The organism is Buchnera aphidicola str. Bp (Baizongia pistaciae), assembly GCF_000007725.1.
Classification (GTDB): domain Bacteria; phylum Pseudomonadota; class Gammaproteobacteria; order Enterobacterales; family Enterobacteriaceae; genus Buchnera_B; species Buchnera_B aphidicola_H.
On the sequence record NC_004545.1, the window covers coordinates 295,519 to 315,009 of the forward strand.

The 19,491-nt window shown below is 25.0% G+C and carries 14 protein-coding genes and 2 pseudogenes; 8 read left to right on the top strand and 8 right to left on the bottom strand.

The annotated features are described in order from the left end of the window. Positions 1-4 precede the first annotated feature (4 nt). From trpB to trpD, 3 genes are read right to left on the bottom strand one after another with little or no spacing between them, the layout of a single operon-like run. Entirely contained in the window at positions 5-1,189 is a 1,185-nt protein-coding gene (trpB, locus tag BBP_RS01295; protein WP_011091386.1) for a tryptophan synthase subunit beta, read from the bottom strand. Continuing rightward, positions 1,189-2,601 carry a bifunctional indole-3-glycerol-phosphate synthase TrpC/phosphoribosylanthranilate isomerase TrpF gene (gene trpCF / locus BBP_RS01300; RefSeq protein WP_071812933.1) on the bottom strand — a complete coding sequence of 471 codons (1,413 nt, stop codon included), beginning with the start codon at positions 2,599-2,601 and terminating at the stop codon, positions 1,189-1,191. The genes trpB and trpCF overlap by 1 nt, the downstream gene beginning before the upstream one ends. Positions 2,602-2,612: 11 nt before the next feature. Next, positions 2,613-3,608, bottom strand: a complete 996-nt coding sequence (trpD, locus tag BBP_RS01305) for an anthranilate phosphoribosyltransferase (protein ID WP_011091388.1) — start codon at positions 3,606-3,608, stop codon at positions 2,613-2,615. A 481-nt stretch (positions 3,609-4,089) separates the two neighbouring features. Here trpD and BBP_RS02980 point away from each other — a divergent pair. The 3 genes and pseudogenes from BBP_RS02980 (at position 4,090) to sohB (ending at position 7,071) form a co-directional block, all read left to right on the top strand. Further along, a pseudogene (locus tag BBP_RS02980) lies at positions 4,090-5,015 on the top strand (DMT family transporter). A gap of 74 nt (positions 5,016-5,089) precedes the next feature. Further along, positions 5,090-5,833: a pseudouridine synthase gene (locus BBP_RS01315; protein WP_011091389.1), complete on the top strand. Its 744-nt coding sequence runs from the start codon at positions 5,090-5,092 to the stop codon at positions 5,831-5,833. A 188-nt stretch (positions 5,834-6,021) separates the two neighbouring features. Beyond that, complete coding sequence (gene sohB, locus BBP_RS01320) at positions 6,022-7,071, top strand: protease SohB (protein ID WP_011091390.1); 1,050 nt, start codon at positions 6,022-6,024, stop codon at positions 7,069-7,071. 975 nt (positions 7,072-8,046) lie between these two features. Here the strand turns inward: sohB and BBP_RS01325 are convergent. Then, entirely contained in the window at positions 8,047-8,847 is an 801-nt protein-coding gene (locus BBP_RS01325) for an inositol monophosphatase family protein (protein ID WP_011091391.1), read from the bottom strand. Positions 8,848-9,232: 385 nt separating this feature from the next. Here BBP_RS01325 and BBP_RS01330 point away from each other — a divergent pair, with 385 nt between their 5' ends. The 4 genes and pseudogenes from BBP_RS01330 (at position 9,233) to glyA (ending at position 14,396) form a co-directional block, all read left to right on the top strand. Further along, complete coding sequence (locus tag BBP_RS01330; RefSeq protein ID WP_011091392.1) at positions 9,233-10,354, top strand: bifunctional tRNA (adenosine(37)-C2)-methyltransferase TrmG/ribosomal RNA large subunit methyltransferase RlmN; 1,122 nt, start codon at positions 9,233-9,235, stop codon at positions 10,352-10,354. Between the two features lie 143 nt (positions 10,355-10,497). Further along, positions 10,498-11,592 (top strand): annotated as a pseudogene (locus BBP_RS02985) (flavodoxin-dependent (E)-4-hydroxy-3-methylbut-2-enyl-diphosphate synthase). 177 nt (positions 11,593-11,769) lie between these two features. Next, positions 11,770-13,017, top strand: a complete 1,248-nt coding sequence (gene hisS / locus BBP_RS01340) for a histidine--tRNA ligase (RefSeq protein ID WP_416224304.1) — start codon at positions 11,770-11,772, stop codon at positions 13,015-13,017. Between the two features lie 125 nt (positions 13,018-13,142). Next, entirely contained in the window at positions 13,143-14,396 is a 1,254-nt protein-coding gene (gene glyA, locus BBP_RS01345) for a serine hydroxymethyltransferase (RefSeq protein WP_011091394.1), read from the top strand. Between the two features lie 119 nt (positions 14,397-14,515). On the opposite strand, the gene bioD is transcribed toward glyA, so the two are convergent. From bioD to bioB, 4 genes are read right to left on the bottom strand one after another with little or no spacing between them, the layout of a single operon-like run. Next, complete coding sequence (gene bioD / locus BBP_RS01350) at positions 14,516-15,199, bottom strand: dethiobiotin synthase (protein WP_011091395.1); 684 nt, start codon at positions 15,197-15,199, stop codon at positions 14,516-14,518. Beyond that, a complete protein-coding gene (gene bioC / locus BBP_RS01355; protein ID WP_011091396.1) occupies positions 15,196-15,939 on the bottom strand; it encodes a malonyl-ACP O-methyltransferase BioC in 744 nt (247 codons plus the stop codon). The genes bioD and bioC overlap by 4 nt, the downstream gene beginning before the upstream one ends. Continuing rightward, on the bottom strand, positions 15,929-17,083 hold the full coding sequence (locus BBP_RS01360) for an aminotransferase class I/II-fold pyridoxal phosphate-dependent enzyme (RefSeq protein WP_011091397.1): 1,155 nt from the start codon (positions 17,081-17,083) through the stop codon (positions 15,929-15,931). The genes bioC and BBP_RS01360 overlap by 11 nt, the downstream gene beginning before the upstream one ends. After that, complete coding sequence (gene bioB / locus BBP_RS01365; RefSeq protein WP_011091398.1) at positions 17,080-18,114, bottom strand: biotin synthase BioB; 1,035 nt, start codon at positions 18,112-18,114, stop codon at positions 17,080-17,082. The genes BBP_RS01360 and bioB overlap by 4 nt, the downstream gene beginning before the upstream one ends. Positions 18,115-18,195: 81 nt before the next feature. Here bioB and bioA point away from each other — a divergent pair, with 81 nt between their 5' ends. After that, on the top strand, positions 18,196-19,485 hold the full coding sequence (gene bioA / locus BBP_RS01370) for an adenosylmethionine--8-amino-7-oxononanoate transaminase (protein ID WP_011091399.1): 1,290 nt from the start codon (positions 18,196-18,198) through the stop codon (positions 19,483-19,485). Positions 19,486-19,491 lie beyond the last annotated feature (6 nt).

Genomic DNA, 19,491 nt, shown 5'->3' on the forward strand with positions numbered 1-19,491 from the left:
TGTTTTATTCCTTGTATACATCAATTTTTCGAATAGTATCAATATCTTTATCACCTCGTCCTGAAATATTAACTATGATTATTTGTTTTTTGTTTGTATCTTTAGAAATCAATTTTAATGCATAAGCTAATGCGTGTGAAGATTCTAAAGCTGGAATAATTCCTTCCAATTTACATAAAATTTTAAAAGCATTAATAGCCTCGCAATCAGTGATAGAGACATATGTAGCTCTTCCAATATGTTTTAGCCATGCATGTTCTGGACCCACAGCAGGAAAATCTAAACCTGCTGAAATGGACCAAGATTCTTTTATTTGCCCCTCACTTGTTTGCATAACTGGAGCTTTCATTCCAAAATAAATTCCTGTACTACCATGTTGCATGGGTGCTCCATGTTTCCCTGTTTTAATACCTTTTCCTGCAGGTTCTACACCAATTAAACATACGGATTTATCTTTAATAAATTCAGAAAATATTCCAATAGCATTGGATCCTCCTCCAATGCATGCAATAATAATATTTGGCAAACAAGATTCTTGTTTTAAGATCTGACATCTAGTTTCTATTCCAATAATACTTTGAAACTTTTTGACCATAGTGGGGTAAGGGTGTGGCCCGGCTGCTGTTCCTATCATATAGTGAGATGTACAATAGTTTTCAGACCAGTCACGCAACGCTTCGTTACATGCATCTTTTAAAGTACCCGATCCATTTTTTACAGATATAACTTTTGCTCCCATAAGTTGCATTCGAAAAACATTTTGTTGTTGTCTAATGACGTCTTTAAAACCCATATATATTCTGCATTTCAAACCAAGTAATGCACAAGACAATGCAGTAGCAACTCCATGTTGTCCAGCTCCAGTTTCAGCGATAATTTCTTTTTTACTCATTTTTTTAGCTAATAATGCTTGTCCTAAAACTTGATTAGTTTTATGCGCACCTCCGTGCAATAGATCTTCACGTTTAAGATATAATTTTGTATTCGTATTTTTAGTTATATTTTTACACAATGTTAAAGGAGTAGGTCTTCCTGCATAATTTTTTAATAAATTGGATAATTCGTTAGTAAATTGTAAATCATTAAGTGCTTTTAGAAATTCTATTTCTAATTTATATAATGCTGGCATTAAAATTTGTGGAACATACATACCACCAAATTCTCCAAAATATGATTTTAATAAAGTCATTATTTTTTTCCTAAACAAATTAAATTGCGATAATTAAAGACTGTATGTCTTCTTAATGAATATGTAAGAGCAACTATTTTTTTAAGATCTTTAATACCAGGCGAACTTTCTAATTTAGAATTAAAATCATAACCGTAACAACCTAAATCAGTAGCTAATATGCAATTATTAATGTCAAGACCCCCCGCTAGTATAACATTATCTAATTTGCAATTTTTTAAATACTTCCAATTAAAAGTTTTTCCACTACCACCATCTTTATTGTCAATAATATATTTGTTAACGTTATAAAATAAATGTTTTTGGTTTTTTAAAAAATCTAAGTAGATAATAGACTTCCATATCTTTATATGTTTCGGAAGTATTAGTTTTAAATTATTGATGTAAATTTGATCTTCGTTACCGTGCAATTGAACGGCATGCAAAGATAGCTTTGTTCCTATATAAGCTACTCTTTTCAAATTTTCATTACAAAATACGCCAATATATTTTAAAGAAACGTTATTAATAATAGAATAAGCATTGTTACAATTAATATACCGAGGTGAAAATTTGCAAAAAATTAAACCTCCATAAACAATACCATATTCTTTTATTATTTTTACATCAGAAGATTGAGTCAACCCACATATTTTATTATTCCCTAAAATCATTTTACAGACAGCTTCTTCTAAATTTTTTTTTCGCATTAAATTGGATCCTATTAAAAATCCTTGTACAAATGGTTTTAGCTGTCGAATTTGATTGTAATTTTGAATTCCAGATTCACTAATGATAATTATTTTTTTTGGTATAAGAGGCGCTAGAACTTTAGTTTTTTGTATATCGATTGAGAGATTATTTAAATTTCTATTATTAATCCCAATAATTTTAGATTTTAAATTTATTGCTCGAGTTAACTCTTTTTTATTCTCAATTTCCGTTAATACGTCCATGTTTAGCATTTCGGCTATATTTCTTAGAAATACATATTGATTATCATTTAATATTGATAACATTAGCAAAATAGCATCAGCTTGATAATATCGTGCTAAATATATTTGATAAGGATCAATAAAAAAATCTTTACATAATATTGGTTGGCGATGTGCTATTTTTCTAACTATAGGAATAAATTCAAAATTTCCATGAAAATATTTTTCATCAGTTAATATTGATATTGATGATGCGTATTTTTTATAAATTAATGATATTTTTTTTAAATCTAATTTATTATTTATTATTCCTAATGAAGGAGAAGCTTTTTTAATCTCTAATATATAGGAAGGGTGAATTGATTTTAATGAATTTTTAAAATTATAGTTCGATCGTACTATTTTATTTTGAAAAGTAAACAATGGTTGTTTTTTTTTATGATATTTGACCCACATTAATTTATCATTTATTATTTCTTTTAAAATACTGTTCAAAATATAAAACCTTATTAAAATTTAGAAAGTTGAATTATTTTTTCATAAACTTTACCACTTCGAATGACTTTTAGGGCATATTCTGTATTTTTTTTTAAATTTGAATATCCAAAAATTTTAAATAAAATAGCTACATTAACGGCTATCGTTTCTGTAACAGCACTCGGTCCTTTTCCTTGAAGTATTTTTTTTATAATATTGTAATTTTCTTCAGTATTACCGCCTAAAATATCGTTTTTATGACAATATTTTACTCCAAAATCATCTGGATGTAATATATAGGAAGTAATATTATTATTTTTTAGTTCAATTATTTTAGTAAAACTATGTAATGTTACTTCATCTATATTATCACTACACACTATTATTGCATGATGATAATTTAATGTCTTTAATACTTGTGCTATAGGTAACATGAGCTTAAAATTACATACTCCCATAACAGTTAACTTAGGCATAGCAGGATTAAGTAAAGGTGCAATTATATTAAAAATTGTTTTTATACGTAAAATTTTTCGCACTTGTGTAACGACTTTAAAGTTAATATGGTATTGAGGTGCGAATAAAAAACAAATATTTAATTCATCAAGCATTTTTTTAGATTTTTCAGGAGAAATTTGAATGTTAATTCCAAATTTTTTTAAAATGTCAGCAGATCCAGTTTTACTAGATATATTACCATTACAATGTTTAGCAATTTTAAAACCGCATGCAGAACCAACTAAAGCGCTAGTTGTGGAAATGTTTATACTATTGCTATTATCTCCTCCTGTGCCAACGATATCAGAAAACATATACGTTGGTTTAGGGAAAGTTATCATATGTTCTAAACATGCTTTCACTGCACCTAAAATTTCGTTTTGAGATTCCCCTCTAATTTTTAAGGCAATTAATATAGCTGACAATTCAATATTATTAATTTTTTTTAACATAATTGATTTAAATAATGTATAAGTTTCCGATATGTTTAACGTATCACCTTGATAAATTTTATTTAAAATTATTTTCATTAGATTTCTCAAAAAATAAATGCATGATTTTATAGTTATATTTAAATTTTAAATAATAAAATGCTTTTATTTATTAAAGATAAATTTAAATATAAACTTTTCAAAAATCTTATTTTAAATTACAAGTAATGTTCTTGTAGACAGCTAAGTAAGTGTTTTTAAATGTATTTATGACTTAAATAAAATTAATATATTATCATATTTCAATATTAATGAGTTAAACTTCCATTTATAAGCAGTAATATATCTTGTAAATAACATCGAAAATTTAAAAAATGTATATAAATAATTTTATAATGAAATATTTATTGAACAAACTAATTGTGGATTATTATTTTTAACGTCTGAACGTATTATTATATTTTAAAATAATTTTAATAATGTAATATTTTTATGCTAAAAATATAAATTAAAATTTTTAAAAAACGGTTTTTGATTTTTTTATAAAAGTTATATATTACATGAGGAGTAATTATATATCATGGAAAACAAGTTAGTTATAATGATACTATTTATAATAGTATCTATTACTTGGGGGACAACCTTTATAGCCATAAAAATTGCTATTAATACTATTCCTCCTATTTTTGCTACTAGTATGAGATTTCTATTAATGTCACCCATATTAATAGGCATGTCTTACTACACTAACACGCCTTTGTTGTTTCCTGATAAAAAAAAGATATTCCAACTATTTATATGTATATTTTATTTTACTATACCATTTTCATTAATGTTATATGGTGGAACATATGTTAATTCTGAAATTTCATCGATTATTTTTGCTACTATGCCTAACATAGTCATGTTGTTATCTGTTTTTTTTTTAAAAAAAAAATATATTTTTTACAAAATCTTGGATTAACATTAGCAATGTTAATATTGTTGACAATTTTGTATCAAGAAATAAAATTAGGAAACTTATATTCGATTCGTGGCATCTTTGCTTTAATGTTAGCAATGTTTTGTCATTCTGGAATATATTTATATTCTACAAAATATTGTAAAAATATATCTATTCTTACATTTAATGCATTACCTTCTTTTTGTTCAGGATTATTCCTATTATGCATTTCTATTCTAATTGAACATCCTATTTTTCAAAATTTTTCTAAAATTTCGATATTAGCTCTTATTTATCTTAGCTATTTTTCGGGAATATTTGGTATACTAGCTTATTTTTATTTACAAAGCAAAGTAAGTGCCATACATGCATCAATAGTTTTTTTTATTTTTCCTCTAGTTACTTTGTTTTTAAATTATTATATATATGGCCATACTGTAACAAATTTTCAATTTCATCTTATTATTTATTTTTTGTGTAGTATTTTATTAGCACTAACTCCTATACGTTATATACAGATAAAAAATATTATTGCATATATATGTAAAGATTTTTACTATTAATGAGTTCACTGAAATACTTTATTTTAAAAATATATCACTTTTAAATTTTTCTTAACGAATTGATAAATAAACATATGTGCGAAAAAATACAAAAAATTTTAGCTAGACATGGATATGGATCTCGTCGTTATATTGAATCATTGATTAAATCGCATTCAGTAAAAATTAATGATGAAGTAGTAAAAGTTGGACAACGTATTTCTATAAATGTCATACAAAAAGTTATAATCAATAACAATAATTATAAACCTAAACTAAACATTAATAAAAGTTTAAAAGTGTTGTTATATAATAAACCGGAAGGTGAAATATGTACTAGAAAAGATCAACGAAATCGTCGAACTATATTTGAAAAGTTACCAAAACTATCTAATGCAAGATGGATTAATATTGGTCGATTAGATTTAAATTCTAGTGGTTTATTATTATTTACTACTGATGGAGAATTAGCATATCGCTTAACGCATCCTAGTTTTAATATAGAAAGAATATATAAAGTACGAGTTTTTGGGCAGTTTACTGAAAATATATTAAAACAATTAAATGTTCGAGTAAAACTTTTAGATGGATATGCAAACTTTAAGTCCATTCAATTTAAATATGGAGAAGGAAAAAATAAATGGTTTAATGTATCTTTGTGTGAAGGGAGACATCGCATTGTTAGACGTATTTGGGAAAAATTAGGATTTCAAGTAAATAAATTAGTTCGAATAAGTTATGCTCATTTAACTCTACCTAAAACATTGTTTCCAGGAACTTGGATAACATTAAATAAACATGATATTGATGTTTTATGTAAAAAAGTTAATTTAAGATAATTAATATATTTTATATATATATTTAAAATTATCTCTTAAACTATTAGGACTTAACGTAATATTTAAGTAATTACATAATTTCTTTAATAAATGATATTCCGTTATTTAAATTTAATTTAAAATAAATTATTTAATACACAAAATTTTAAATTAATTATGTTTAAAATTAATTATAAGGAAGTATATGTATGCATTTTATTTATGACTGTAGTTTATTTTTATTTAAAATAGTTATTGTAATTTTTTTTATAATTTTTGTTAGCAGTATTATTTTAAAAATATCAAGAAAAAAAAATAAAAATTTTGGTATTTTGAGTGTTTCGTCATTAAATGATCATTATGAGTTAGTTAAAAATAGTATTATTGTTCAATTAATGGATAAAAAGACAAAAAAATTATGGAATAAAAAAAACAAAATGTTAAAACGTAGCACATTGCTAACTAATAATAACAAGTTGATAGATAAAGATCACAATATTATTGTAGTTAGAGCTCAACCAACTTTATATGTTATTGATTTTAAGGGTGGTATAGCTGCGCATGAAGTAAAATCTTTAAGAGAAGAAATATCATCGATTATTTCTGTTGCTCAAAAGCATGATGAAGTATTATTGCGATTAGAAAGTTCAGGTGGAACGATTCATGGATATGGTTTAGCAGCAGTACAATTACAAAGATTACGATCTAGGAAAATTTTTTTAACAATATCAATCGATAAAATAGCTACTAGTGGTGGATATATGATGGCTTGTGTAGCAAATTATATTATAGCGACACCATTTTCAATTATCGGATCTATTGGTGTAGTAGCACAATTTCCAAATATTCATAAATTTCTTAAAAAAAATAATATTGATGTAGAATTACATACGGCTGGAGTACATAAAAGAACCCTAACTATATTTGGAGAAAATACACCTGAAGATAGAAAAAAATTTGTTGAAGAACTAAATGTTGCTCATGATTTATTTAAAAAATTTGTTAAAACTATGAGGCCTTCATTAAATATTGAAAAGTTGTCTAATGGTGAATGTTGGTTTGGATCTATAGCTTTAAAAAAAAAATTAGTTGATGATATCAATACTAGCGACGATTTTATTATATCTCGAATACGAAAATTTAATATATTGCATGTTAAATTTAAATACAATGAAAGTATTATAAAAGCACTTTTTTATAAAAAATTAAAAACAATTAACAACTTAATATATAAATATCTAAATAATAAATTATTTTAATATTTCAATAATTGTATAATAACAAATAACATTAATTAAATTTTTAATAAATATTTTAAAGTTTTTAGCTGATTTTTTATAAAATTATAAATGAATGTTTCTTGAAATAATTTTTATTACGATGCATCTATTATTAGATGCTAATTTTAAAATTTTACATGTAACACTAAGATTGCGTTATTGTAATTAAAAAAATATATAATGAATATATAATTAGATATTAAATATAGAACGTAATATTCAAACGCTTAGAACATTAAAAAGTATTTATATAATTTAAATTTATTATTTATATATGAACATTTTTAATAAATTATGATTTTTCTAAAATAAAATAATTTTTTTTAAATTAAATACGTTGTACAATATAATTGTATTGAAATTTATATGCATAAATTTATGATCTAAAATACAAATTTTAAAATAAATGTTATATATGAATTATAAAAAAAATTAATTTAGTTTTAAATTAACAAAAATAATAGTTTTACAAGTCAATTTGTTGAAAGTAAAATTTGTGATATATAGCATTTCATGAATATAAATTTAATATATTTTTTTATTTTAAAATCATTTACATTTTTATATTGATCTTTTTTTATGTTATAACTATCTTAAAGTTATATTTGTTACTAAAAATTTAATATTTAAAAAAACCATTTTTTTAAATATAAATGAAATTTATAATAGTGTTATGGTAACTGCTTTTAACATAAATATTAATTTATAAAATACTAGTAAATAAATGTCAGCTTTATTATAGATTTTACTAACTTTTTTATGTTATTAACAAAATATACTTAAAGGAATAAGTATATTATTTTATTGATTTTTTAATTAAAATAACAAAACTGTACTAATAAATATTAATTATTAAATAATATTATTAAATATGTTTTATTAATTATAAAACTTTGTTTTAAAAGACTAGTATAACTTAATTATATTACGTTTATTTATTATAAAATTTTAGCATTATTTTAAATTATTTTGAAACAATTCTCGAATTTTTACGAGGATCACCCTCATAAGTTTAGGATTTCCGATTAGTATAATTCCTGAAGAAACGTAATCATGACCTCCATTGAGATCACTAATTAACCCCCCTGATTCTTTTATTTGCAATGATCCAGAAGAAAATAATAACGGTATTAAATTTCCATTAAACAAATAATCTAATCTTCCCATAGCAACATACGCACAATCTAAACTAATGCAACCAGTACATCTTAATTTTACTTCATGTGAAAATAATAAATTAATTATTGTAAAAAAATAATTTTGAAATTTACTATTATTACATGGATATACTAATCCTACTAAACTACGTTTAAGTGTATTAGTACTTTTACATCGCATTCTATAGCCATTCAGTTGAGAACCTTGTCCTTTTACAGAAGTAAACAGTTCATTTCTAATAGGATCATATATAACTGATATTTGAGTAGTTTTACGTACAATAATTGCAATAGAGATACAAAAATGTGGTAAATTATTTTCAAAATTTTTAATTCCATCTAACGCATTAATTAGCCATATTATCTCTGTATTTTTAAAAATTTTATTATTTTTATGATATGTAATAATTGAATGTTCAGGATATGATTTGTGAATCATATCAATCATAGTTTTTTCTAACACAAAAATTATTTTAGTAATGAAATCTTTTTTTAATATTTGTTTTTCATTGTTCGTTTTATTTCGATCATAATATTGAATGAGGATATTTCCACATTTTCGAGCTACACGAATAGCAATGTTAAGTATTGGATGCATGTTATTCCTAATTTTTTTAGTATACTAAGATACATTTATATATTTATATTTCAAAATTATTTTTAAGTTGTATGTTCTAAATAATGAGTTATTCTTTCAGATAAGCTAAATAAAAAATTGTAATTCTATGCATCTAAACACGTATATTTACATGTAAATATGTCTATAATATCTTATTTAAAAATTTAAGAAACAAAATATTTCGAACAATATTTATATAAGAAACATATTAATCATATGTAACAAAAAATGAAATATTATTAATGTTTTAATTTATTTTTTATTAATATTATGCATTAATTAAAATATTTTATAATTAGTTTTAATAATAAAATATATATATATTATATCAACAAATATTTTTTAAATAAAAATAATATTAAGGATGAACATGATAAATTATGAATGTAAAATGCAGAAAATAAAGTTAAAAACAAATTTATTAAATTTTGATTTGCAATCTATGAAAAAATTTTTTTGTTCAATAGGAGAACTAGAATTTCGTGCACAACAAGTAATGAAATGGATATATCAACATTATTGCGATGATTTTAATAAAATGACAAATATTAGCTTACAACTTAGAAAAAAATTATCAACATTGTGTTGTATCACTCCTCCAAAATTTTTAAATCACAAAGTTTCCGTAGATGGAACCATGAAATGGAGTGTTGTTATTGGAAATCAATGTATAGAAACAGTGTGTATTCCTAAAAATCAACGAACAACGCTGTGTATTTCATCTCAGTTAGGTTGTTCGCTTGCTTGCAGTTTTTGTTTAACTGGGCAGCAAGGATTTAACAAAAATTTGAATGTTTCAGAAATAATAGGTCAAGTTTGGTATATTCAAAAGTTAATTTACTTTTCAAAAATAAATATTACTAATAAAATTACTAATGTAGTTTTGATGGGCATGGGAGAACCTCTATTAAATTTATCTAATGTTGTTCATGCATTAAGAATAATGTTAGATGAATTTGGTTTAAATATGTCTAAAAATCATATTACTTTATCTACTGCAGGTATCGTTCCTGCATTAAAAAAACTACATACCATGATTGATGTTTCGTTAGCTGTATCATTGCACGCTTCAAATAATACTATTAGAAATCAATTAATGCCAATTAATAAAAAGTATAATATTGAATCTGTACTTTGTGCAATTAAAAAGTATTTATATTATTCAAATGCGAACAAAAAACGTGTCACTATAGAATATGTAATGTTAAGCGGAATTAATGATGCAGCATATCATGCTGAAGAACTTTTTAACCTTTTAAAATCTATACCTCATAAAATTAATCTTATTCCATGGAATCATTTTTCCGGAAGTAATTATATTTGCAGTAATGATATAACTATTAACAACTTTGCTAATATTTTAATTAAAAAAGGTTGCATTGTTACTATTCGAAAAATAAGAGGTTATGATATTAATGCAGCTTGTGGACAACTTTCTGGGATAGTTTTTGATCGAAAATTTAATAAAATTAATTGTATTAGTTAATGTTAATAAAGCAAAAATGTTATATTTAAAATTAATTTCATAAATTAACTAAAAGAGTTTAATTACATTTTTTTCGATTTATATATTTTTATAAAAATATTATTGCATACAATAAGGAACAATATGAATAAAAAAAAGAATTTATTATTTTGAGACAAAAATCTAATTATATTTATGTTAATAAAATTCTAATCGGAAATTTTTATTCTATTTTTCACAAAGCATGACTAATACTAAAATTCTAGATGTTCAAAGTTACCGTTAAACAAATATTAAAATTATCAGATATTGGAGTAGACATAATACGTATATCTGTTTCTATTTTAGATATGGTAGAACCTTTTTAAATTATAAAAAAAAGAGTAGTAGTACCATTTGGTTGAAGAATATACATTTTGACTACAGAATTTCTTTGAAAACAATAGAATATGAAGTAAATTGTTTACATATTCATTCTGGAGATATAGGTAATAAAAAAAATACAAGAAGTGGTAAATTACGCTAAATTTCATAATATACCAATTTGAGTTTGGGCTAATTTCGGATCATTAGAAAAAGATATATTGACAAAATATAAGTTTCCTTCTGAACTGGGACTATTAGAATCAACTCTGCGATATATTAATTATTTAGATAAATTTAATTATGATTAATTTAAAGTAAATATAAAACCTTCAAATACGTATATAGCTCCTCAAGCATATAAAGCATTAGCAAAAAAAAATTGATCAACCTTTACATGTTAGGAACAACTGAATCTGAAGGATTTAGAAATGGTACAGTAAAATCTTCTATTGGTATAGGATTAATATTATTAGAAGGTGTCGGAGATACAATTAGAGTGTTGTTGGCTTTTGATCCAGTTAAAGAAGTAAAAATAGGATTTGATATTCTTTATACATTGAATATGAAATCTCGAGGAGTTAATTTTATAGCATATCCACTTGTTCTCGCTAAGAATTTAATGCAATAAATATGCTTGAAATACTGGAAAACAATTGGAAAACGTAGACGTTCCTATGGGTGTTTTCAGTAATTGGATGTTGTAGTAAATAGATTAAGTGAAGTGTTAAATTCACAAATAGAAGTAACAGGACTAAGAAATAAAAGTAATATATATAGATAGAATTCGTAAATCTAAAAAAATTAATAGTAAAAACGTTATTCAAAAACTGAAAATGAATATTAAAACAAAGTATAAGAATTATCGCAATAAAACGTATTTTAAAATAAGTTAAATTAGTTAACATATTATAAATTAATATTAATAAAAATACTTGTTAATATTTTTATCTATAAAAAATTATTATCAACTAATTAATAATAAAATTGAATTTAATAATTCAAAATTAATAATTATAATTATTAACTATAGGATAAGTGCATTGAAAGAAATTATTAGATCTATTAAAGGAATGCATGATTATATTCCTGATGATGTTATCACATGGCAATATATAGAATATATTGTAAAAAGAATATTAAAAAATTATTGTTATAACGAAATTCGTTTTCCTCTTATAGAGAAAACATCATTGTTCGCTCATAGCATCGGTAATATTACAGATATTATTGAAAAAGAAATGTATTCTTTTAAAGATAAAAAAAATAAAAAAATAACATTACGTCCAGAAGGAACAATTGGATGCATGCGTGCTTGTATAAATAAAGGGTTGTTACGAACTTCAAAACAAAAATTATGGTATTTAGGGCCTATGTTTCGTTATGAACGCCCTCAACATGGGAGATATCGACAATTTCATCAATTTGGAATAGAAGTATTAGGTATGTCAGGGCCAGATATCGATTTAGAAATAATTTTACTTGTAGAACGTATCTTACGAACATTGAATATTTCTAATTATGTCCAACTAGAATTAAATTCTATAGGATCATATGAATCTCGATTACATTATAAAAAAATTTTATTTTCGTATTTCAAACAATACGAAGCATGTTTAGATGAAGATTGTAAACGACGCTTATATGTTAACCCGCTAAGAATTTTAGATAGCAAAGATAAGAATATAAAAGCTATAATAAATAATGCACCAATTTTAATGGATTTTATTGATGATAATTCATTAATTCATTTTGAGAATTTGTGTAAATTAATGAAGAATATTGGAATTTCTTATGTAGTGAATTATAAATTAGTACGAGGGTTAGACTATTATAACAAAACTGTATTTGAATGGAAAACTAATCTATTAGGTGCAAAAGATGCCATTTGTGCAGGAGGTAGATATGATAATTTGTCAAAATCTTTAGGAGTAACATTTATCCCGGCAATTGGTTGTGCTATTGGAATGGAACGGTTAGTTTTGTTAATAAAATCATTGAAATTAAAACCTAAAACAAACAATGCCATTGACGTTTTTATAATTTTTTTAAAAGATAATATACAAATAGAAGCAATTAAATTGTCTGAGCTCGTTCGAACACAATTTCCTAAAAAAAAAATAATGCTCAGCATTTTATCAAGCAATCTTAGAAAGCAATTTAGTACAGCGAATAAAATAAAAGCACGCATAGTATTATTATTAGGCCCTAATGAAGTAAAAAACAATTTAATATTATTAAAAGATTTAACAAGTGGTTATCAAAAATCATTTTTAAAAAATAAGATAATAGAAGAATTAGAATTAGCTTTTAAAAATTAAAAGGTATTTTTTTTGTTAACAATAATAATTTTAATATATAATTTTTATTATTTGATGCTTTATATCTAAATTAATAGAATATTTTAAACATATAATTTCAGCAAGAACTTTCATTTGGAACAAAAATGTTTATAAAAAATAAAACAATTTCTAATTATGATGCTGATGTATATCGGATGATGAAACAAGAATATCAACGTCAAGAAAATCATATTGAATTAATAGCATCAGAAAATTATGTTAGCTCATGTGTTATGGAAGCACAAGGTTCTCAATTAACTAATAAATATGCAGAAGGATATCCAGGAAAAAGATATTATGGTGGATGTGACTATGTAGACGCAATCGAAAAAATAGCTATTAAGCGTGCAAAAAAATTATTTAACGCTAACTATGCTAACGTTCAACCTCATTCTGGATCTCAAGCTAATTATGCTGTGTACAGCGCATTATTAAAACCAAATGATATAGTGTTAGGAATGAGTTTATCACATGGCGGACATTTAACACATGGCTCGTCAGTTAATTTTTCAGGAAAGTTATATAAATTTATTTCTTATGGACTAGACATTAGTGGAGATATTGATTATCCTCAAATAAGAAAATTAGCACATCGTTACAAACCTAAAATGATCGTAGGAGGTTTTTCTGCATACTCTGGAATATGTAATTGGAAGTTATTAAGAGAAATTGCTGATGAAATTAATTCATATTTGTTCGTAGATATGGCTCATATTTCTGGTTTAGTAGCAGCGGGATTATATCCTAATCCATTGAAATATGCCCACGTAGTAACTTCTACTACACATAAAACCCTATCTGGGCCTCGAGGGGGATTAATCTTAGCAAAAGGAGATAATGTATCCTTGTTTAAAAAATTAAATTCTTCTGTATTTCCTGGTTGTCAAGGAGGACCTTTAATGCATGTTATTGCAGCTAAGGCTATAGCATTCAAAGAAGCTATGGAACCTGAATTTAAAGATTATCAATATCAAGTAATTAAAAATGCGCAAGAAATGGCTAAAACGTTTATATCGCGTGGATACAAAGTTGTTTCAGGAAAAACGTTTAATCATTTATTATTGTTGGATTTATCAAATAAAAATATAACTGGGAAACGTGCTGATATTTTATTACACTCTGCAAATATTATTGTTAATAAAAATAGTATACCTAACGACTTATTAAGTCCTTTTATTACATCAGGAATTCGTATAGGCACTCCAGCAATTACTCGACGAGGTTTTACAGAATTAGAATCAAGACAAGTTTCTAATTGGATATGTGATATCTTAGATAATTTTAATAATATTGAAATATCTGCTAAGGTTAAACAAAAAGTTTTGAATTTGTGTTCATTATTTCCTGTATATAAATAATATTAATATGATTTTATTAAACTTTTATATTATACCATCTAAATTAGATGGTGTAATATTTGAATATTTTTTAAAAAATATAGATATTTTTTAAATACTGTTTTTTAAAATTTGTATTACTAATTTTGAAGCGGTAATTTAATGGTAATTGGAATATGATGTATTTGATTATATATGTTAGGTGTGTATGCAATACACCCTAAATATGGTGATTTCATATTTTTTTTAAGAATATCAATATGTGTTAAATTATATGTATCAGTAGGAAGTAAATAATTAGCAATCCATCCAAAAAATTCCAAACCTGAAGATAATATAGCTTTTTGTGTCAATATAGCATGATTTATGCAACCTAATTTAATTCCTATAACCAAGATAGTTTTTAAATTTTCTTTTTTAATCCAATCTGACATTACGAATTCATTAGAAAAGGGTGTATGCAAACCACCAATACCTTCAATTAAAATCCAATTAGATTTTTTTTTTAAACGCTGTAATCCTGATGATAATTTATTCATACAAACGTTCATATGATTTTTTTCATTTGTAAAAAAAGGACATACTGGATCTATAAACAGATATGGATTAACCTCCTGGTAAGATAGTTTAACAGTACTAAATTTTCGTAACAGAACAGCATCGCTATTATACTGTTTGAAATCGTTAGTCCTGCACCCAGCAGCAATAGGTTTATATCCGGATGTATTATATCCATATCTTCTCGCTAATTCTAATAGTATAATGCTGCTAACTGTTTTACCAATGTTTGTATCAGTTCCAGTGATAAACCAACAATTTTTCATAAATATATAACTCCAAAAACAAATCTATAACTAAGCAAATATCCATTTGGATTGTATGGCCAATTTTCTTGTAATTGTCTTATTTTTTTTTTAGTTAAAATTTTTGAATGATTGCTACTAATATAATTTGCGCCTATTTTTTTAAAAGAATACATTGCTTCTAATATTTTTGAAAAACTAAATGTAATTAAAATGTTGTCTATCAATGTTTTTTTATTACAACATGATAATTTAATGTCATTTATTGATAAAAACTTATTTTCTTGGTAACTTGAATTAATAGTGCGATAAGCTTTATTGAATTCATATAATGAACCATGAGCTATAGTAGAAAAAACAACCATTCCTCCTGGTTTAGTTACCCTACATAATTCTGAAATAGCCTTATTAAATTTATTGCACCATTGTAATGATAGATTACTCCACGATAAATCAAAAATATTGTCGCAAATAGGTAGTTGTTCCATGTCTGCATGTAAATAATAATCAGCAGAATTCGTATTTTTAGCAGTTAGTAACATATTTTTAGAAAAATCTAATGCAGTTACTGTATTTCCTAATTGACGCCACTTTTTACTAAACCATCCAGTACCGCAACCGGCATCGAGAATAGAAATATTAAAAAAAGTTTCTATTTTAGATAATAAAATGTTACCAGCTATTCTTTGTATTACTGAAAAATTGTCATAGTTTGCTGCTGCTTTTCCAAATGCTTCTGCAATTTTTTTTTTATCTATCATATAATTTATATATACTTTCAATCAATTGTTCGATATCTTCCTTTGTATGTAATGCATTAAGTGTGATTCTCAATCTCGAACTTTTATTTGGAACAGTAGGAGGACGTATAGCATTTACCCAAATGCCTTTAGATTTTAATTGATCAGATAATATCATGGTTTCTTCGTTATCTCCTATTATAATTGGTTGAATAGCAGTATGTGAGCATTTTAATAGATGTGATAAGCATTGAGAATTTTTTAAAAAAAAATTAATGTTTTCTTGTAATTTTCTTCGTAACTTGTCAGCATGTTGAATACAATAAAGTGCTTGTCGTATAGCATAAGCTTGCGCTATTGGCATAGCGGTACTAAACATTAAATGTTTAGAAAATTGCCATAAATATTCAGCAATATTATTACTGCATAATACAGCAGCTCCACTAATACCAAAGGCTTTTCCAAAAGTAATAGTCAGAATGTCTGGTTTAACACGATGTTGTTCGCAACTACCCTTACCATTATATCCACTAACTCCGATGCCATGAGCATCATCTACCATTAACAATCCTTTTATTTTTTTTGAAAATGATGAAATTATAGATAATGGTGCAATATCTCCATCCATACTAAAAATTCCTTCTGTAATTATTAAAGGATTTTTTCCCGAAGAAGAATAGAATTTGTTCATCAAACTAGATGGATTATTATGTATAAATCGATAACATTTACCGGAACTATTATATGAAGGTTCTAGTATTGAAGAATGTGACAATTTATCCATAAAAATACGATCGTTTTTTTGTATTAATGTAGAGATTATTGCAGTGTTAGCAGTATATCCAGAAATAAATAATATAGCTTTAGGATAATCTAACCACTTTGCTAATTTCTCTTCCAAAGATTGATGAATTGTACTATATCCAGTAATTAAACTCGACCCAGTAGATCCAATTCCATAACGTGTAGCAGCTGTTTTCCAAGCTTGGACGATACGTGCATTGTTTCGTAATCCTAAATAATCATTGCTAGAAAAATTTATATATTGCATACCATTAACATTAATAATTCTATTGTTATTTTTTTGAACTGCTACTTTTACTCTAAATTTCTTATTAAAAATATGCATATTTAATTTATGATTTATGCGTTTATTCCAGTTCATGCAGTTTCTGCGTTATAAAATTGCTGGCTATGTATTTTTGAAGTGTAATTTAAAGAATTGTCGCTTAATATAGAATAATTTAAATTAGTATTTTTGTGTTTAATATTTAATCCAAGTTTAGAAAATAATTGTTTATCGCGTTCTTTCTTGGGATTAGGTGTCGTTAATAATTTACATCCATAAAAGATAGAATTAGCACCAGATAAAAAACACATAGCTTGAGTTTGTTCATTCATATTTTCTCTACCAGCTGATAAACGTATATAGGAAGTAGGCATCATTATACGTGTTATTGCAATAGTTTTAATAAAATCAAATGTATCAATACTTGTTTGATTTTCCAACGGCGTACCCTTAACTTTTACTAACATATTTATTGGAATACTTTCAGGTGCTATTTCTAAATTAGATAGCTCGATTAATAACTCAATTCGATCTTTTAATTTTTCTCCCAAACCTAAAATTCCTCCAGAACAAATCTTCATACCAGACTTTCTAACTTTTTTTAGAGTATTTAATCTATCTTGATAAGTTCGAGTAGTAACGATTTTTTGGTAATAACTTTTTGAAGTATCTAAGTTATGATTATAAAAATCTAAACCTGCTTTTGCAAGTCTATCAGCTTGATCGTTATGTAGAGTTCCTAACGTCATACAAGTCTCTAATCCTAATTTTTTTACTTCTTGAATAACAGTTTTTAAAAAATGCATATCTCTTTCCTTAGGATTTTTCCAAGCTGCTCCCATACAAAAACGAGTAGATCCTAGTTTTTTTGCTTGTTGCGCTGATTTTAATATTTGCTTTAGCGTTAATAATTTTTCTATTTTTATGTTTGTTTTATATCGAGCGCTTTGAGGACAATATTTACAATCTTCAGGGCATGCCCCTGTTTTAATTGACAAAAGCGTACTTATTTGTATTTGATTAGCATTAAAATTTTTTCTATGGATATTTTGTGCTAAAAATAATATGTCAAAGAATGGTTGATCAAAGAGCTCTTTTACTTTTTCAAAATTCCATTGTGTTTTCATATTTTTTCCAAAAATTAATAGCTTTGAATAAATAACAGTTTATAATTGTAATTTATAATCTAATTAAATAGATAATGAATCATGCAAAAAAATAATTTAAATTTTGACAAACAACATATTTGGCATCCATATGCATCAATGATTCAACCTACCCCATGTATTTTAGTAAAATCTGCAAAAGGAATTATTTTAAAATTACATAATGGTAAAAAATTAATTGACGGTATGTCTTCATGGTGGTCTACCATACATGGTTATAATCATCCTAGACTAAACAATGCGCTGAAAAATCAAATCAATAAAATGTCACATGTTATGTTTGGTGGAATTACTCATTATCCTGCAATTTCATTATGTAAAAAACTAATAGAAATTACACCAAATTCATTAACTCGAATTTTTTTGTCAGATTCAGGATCTGTTTCTATTGAAATAGCAATAAAAATGATTTTACAATATTGGCAATCATTAGGTAAAAATAAAGTAATATTTTTAACTATAAAAAAAAGTTATCATGGAGATACATTCGCAGCTATGTCAGTATGTGATCCTAAAAATTCATTTCATCAATTTTATCACAACTTTTTACCGATTAATATTTTTGCTGATAACCCAAAATGTTCTTTTGACGGATTATGGAATAAAAAAGATATTATTTCATTTAAAAAATTAATTCAAAAACATAAAGATGTTGTTGCAGCTGTCATTTTAGAACCTATTGTACAAAGTGTGGGAGGAATGAAATTTTATCATCCTAATTATTTAAAACAAGTTCGTTTTTTATGCGACTTATATAAAATTCCATTAATATTAGATGAAATTGCGACAGGATTTGGGCGAACAGGTAAATTTTTTGCTTTTGAACATTCTAATATAGTTCCTGATGTTCTTTGCATAGGAAAAGCTATTACAGGTGGAACTATTACTTTATCTGCCACACTTACTACTGATAAAATCGCAAATGTAATTAGTAATAGTGCATCCGGGTGTCTCATGCATGGCCCTACTTTTATGGGAAATCCATTAGCTTGTGCAGCAGCTTATGAAAATATATTAATTCTTCAAGAAAACAAGTGGAAAATACAAGTTAAAAACATTGAAACATGTTTGCGTACTTATTTATTTCCGCTAAAAACACATTATGAAGTTTATGATGTACGTGTATTAGGCGCAATTGGTGTAGTAGAATGTTATCATTATATTAATATTAGTATGATGCAAAATTATTTTGTAAAAAATAACGTATGGATTAGACCATTTAGAAAATTGATATATCTTGTTCCAGCTTATATAATTGATAATGCGTCTTTAAAAAAATTAATCAATGTTATTTCTAATGCATTAAATTATGAAAATTTTTTTATGAAATAATTTTTT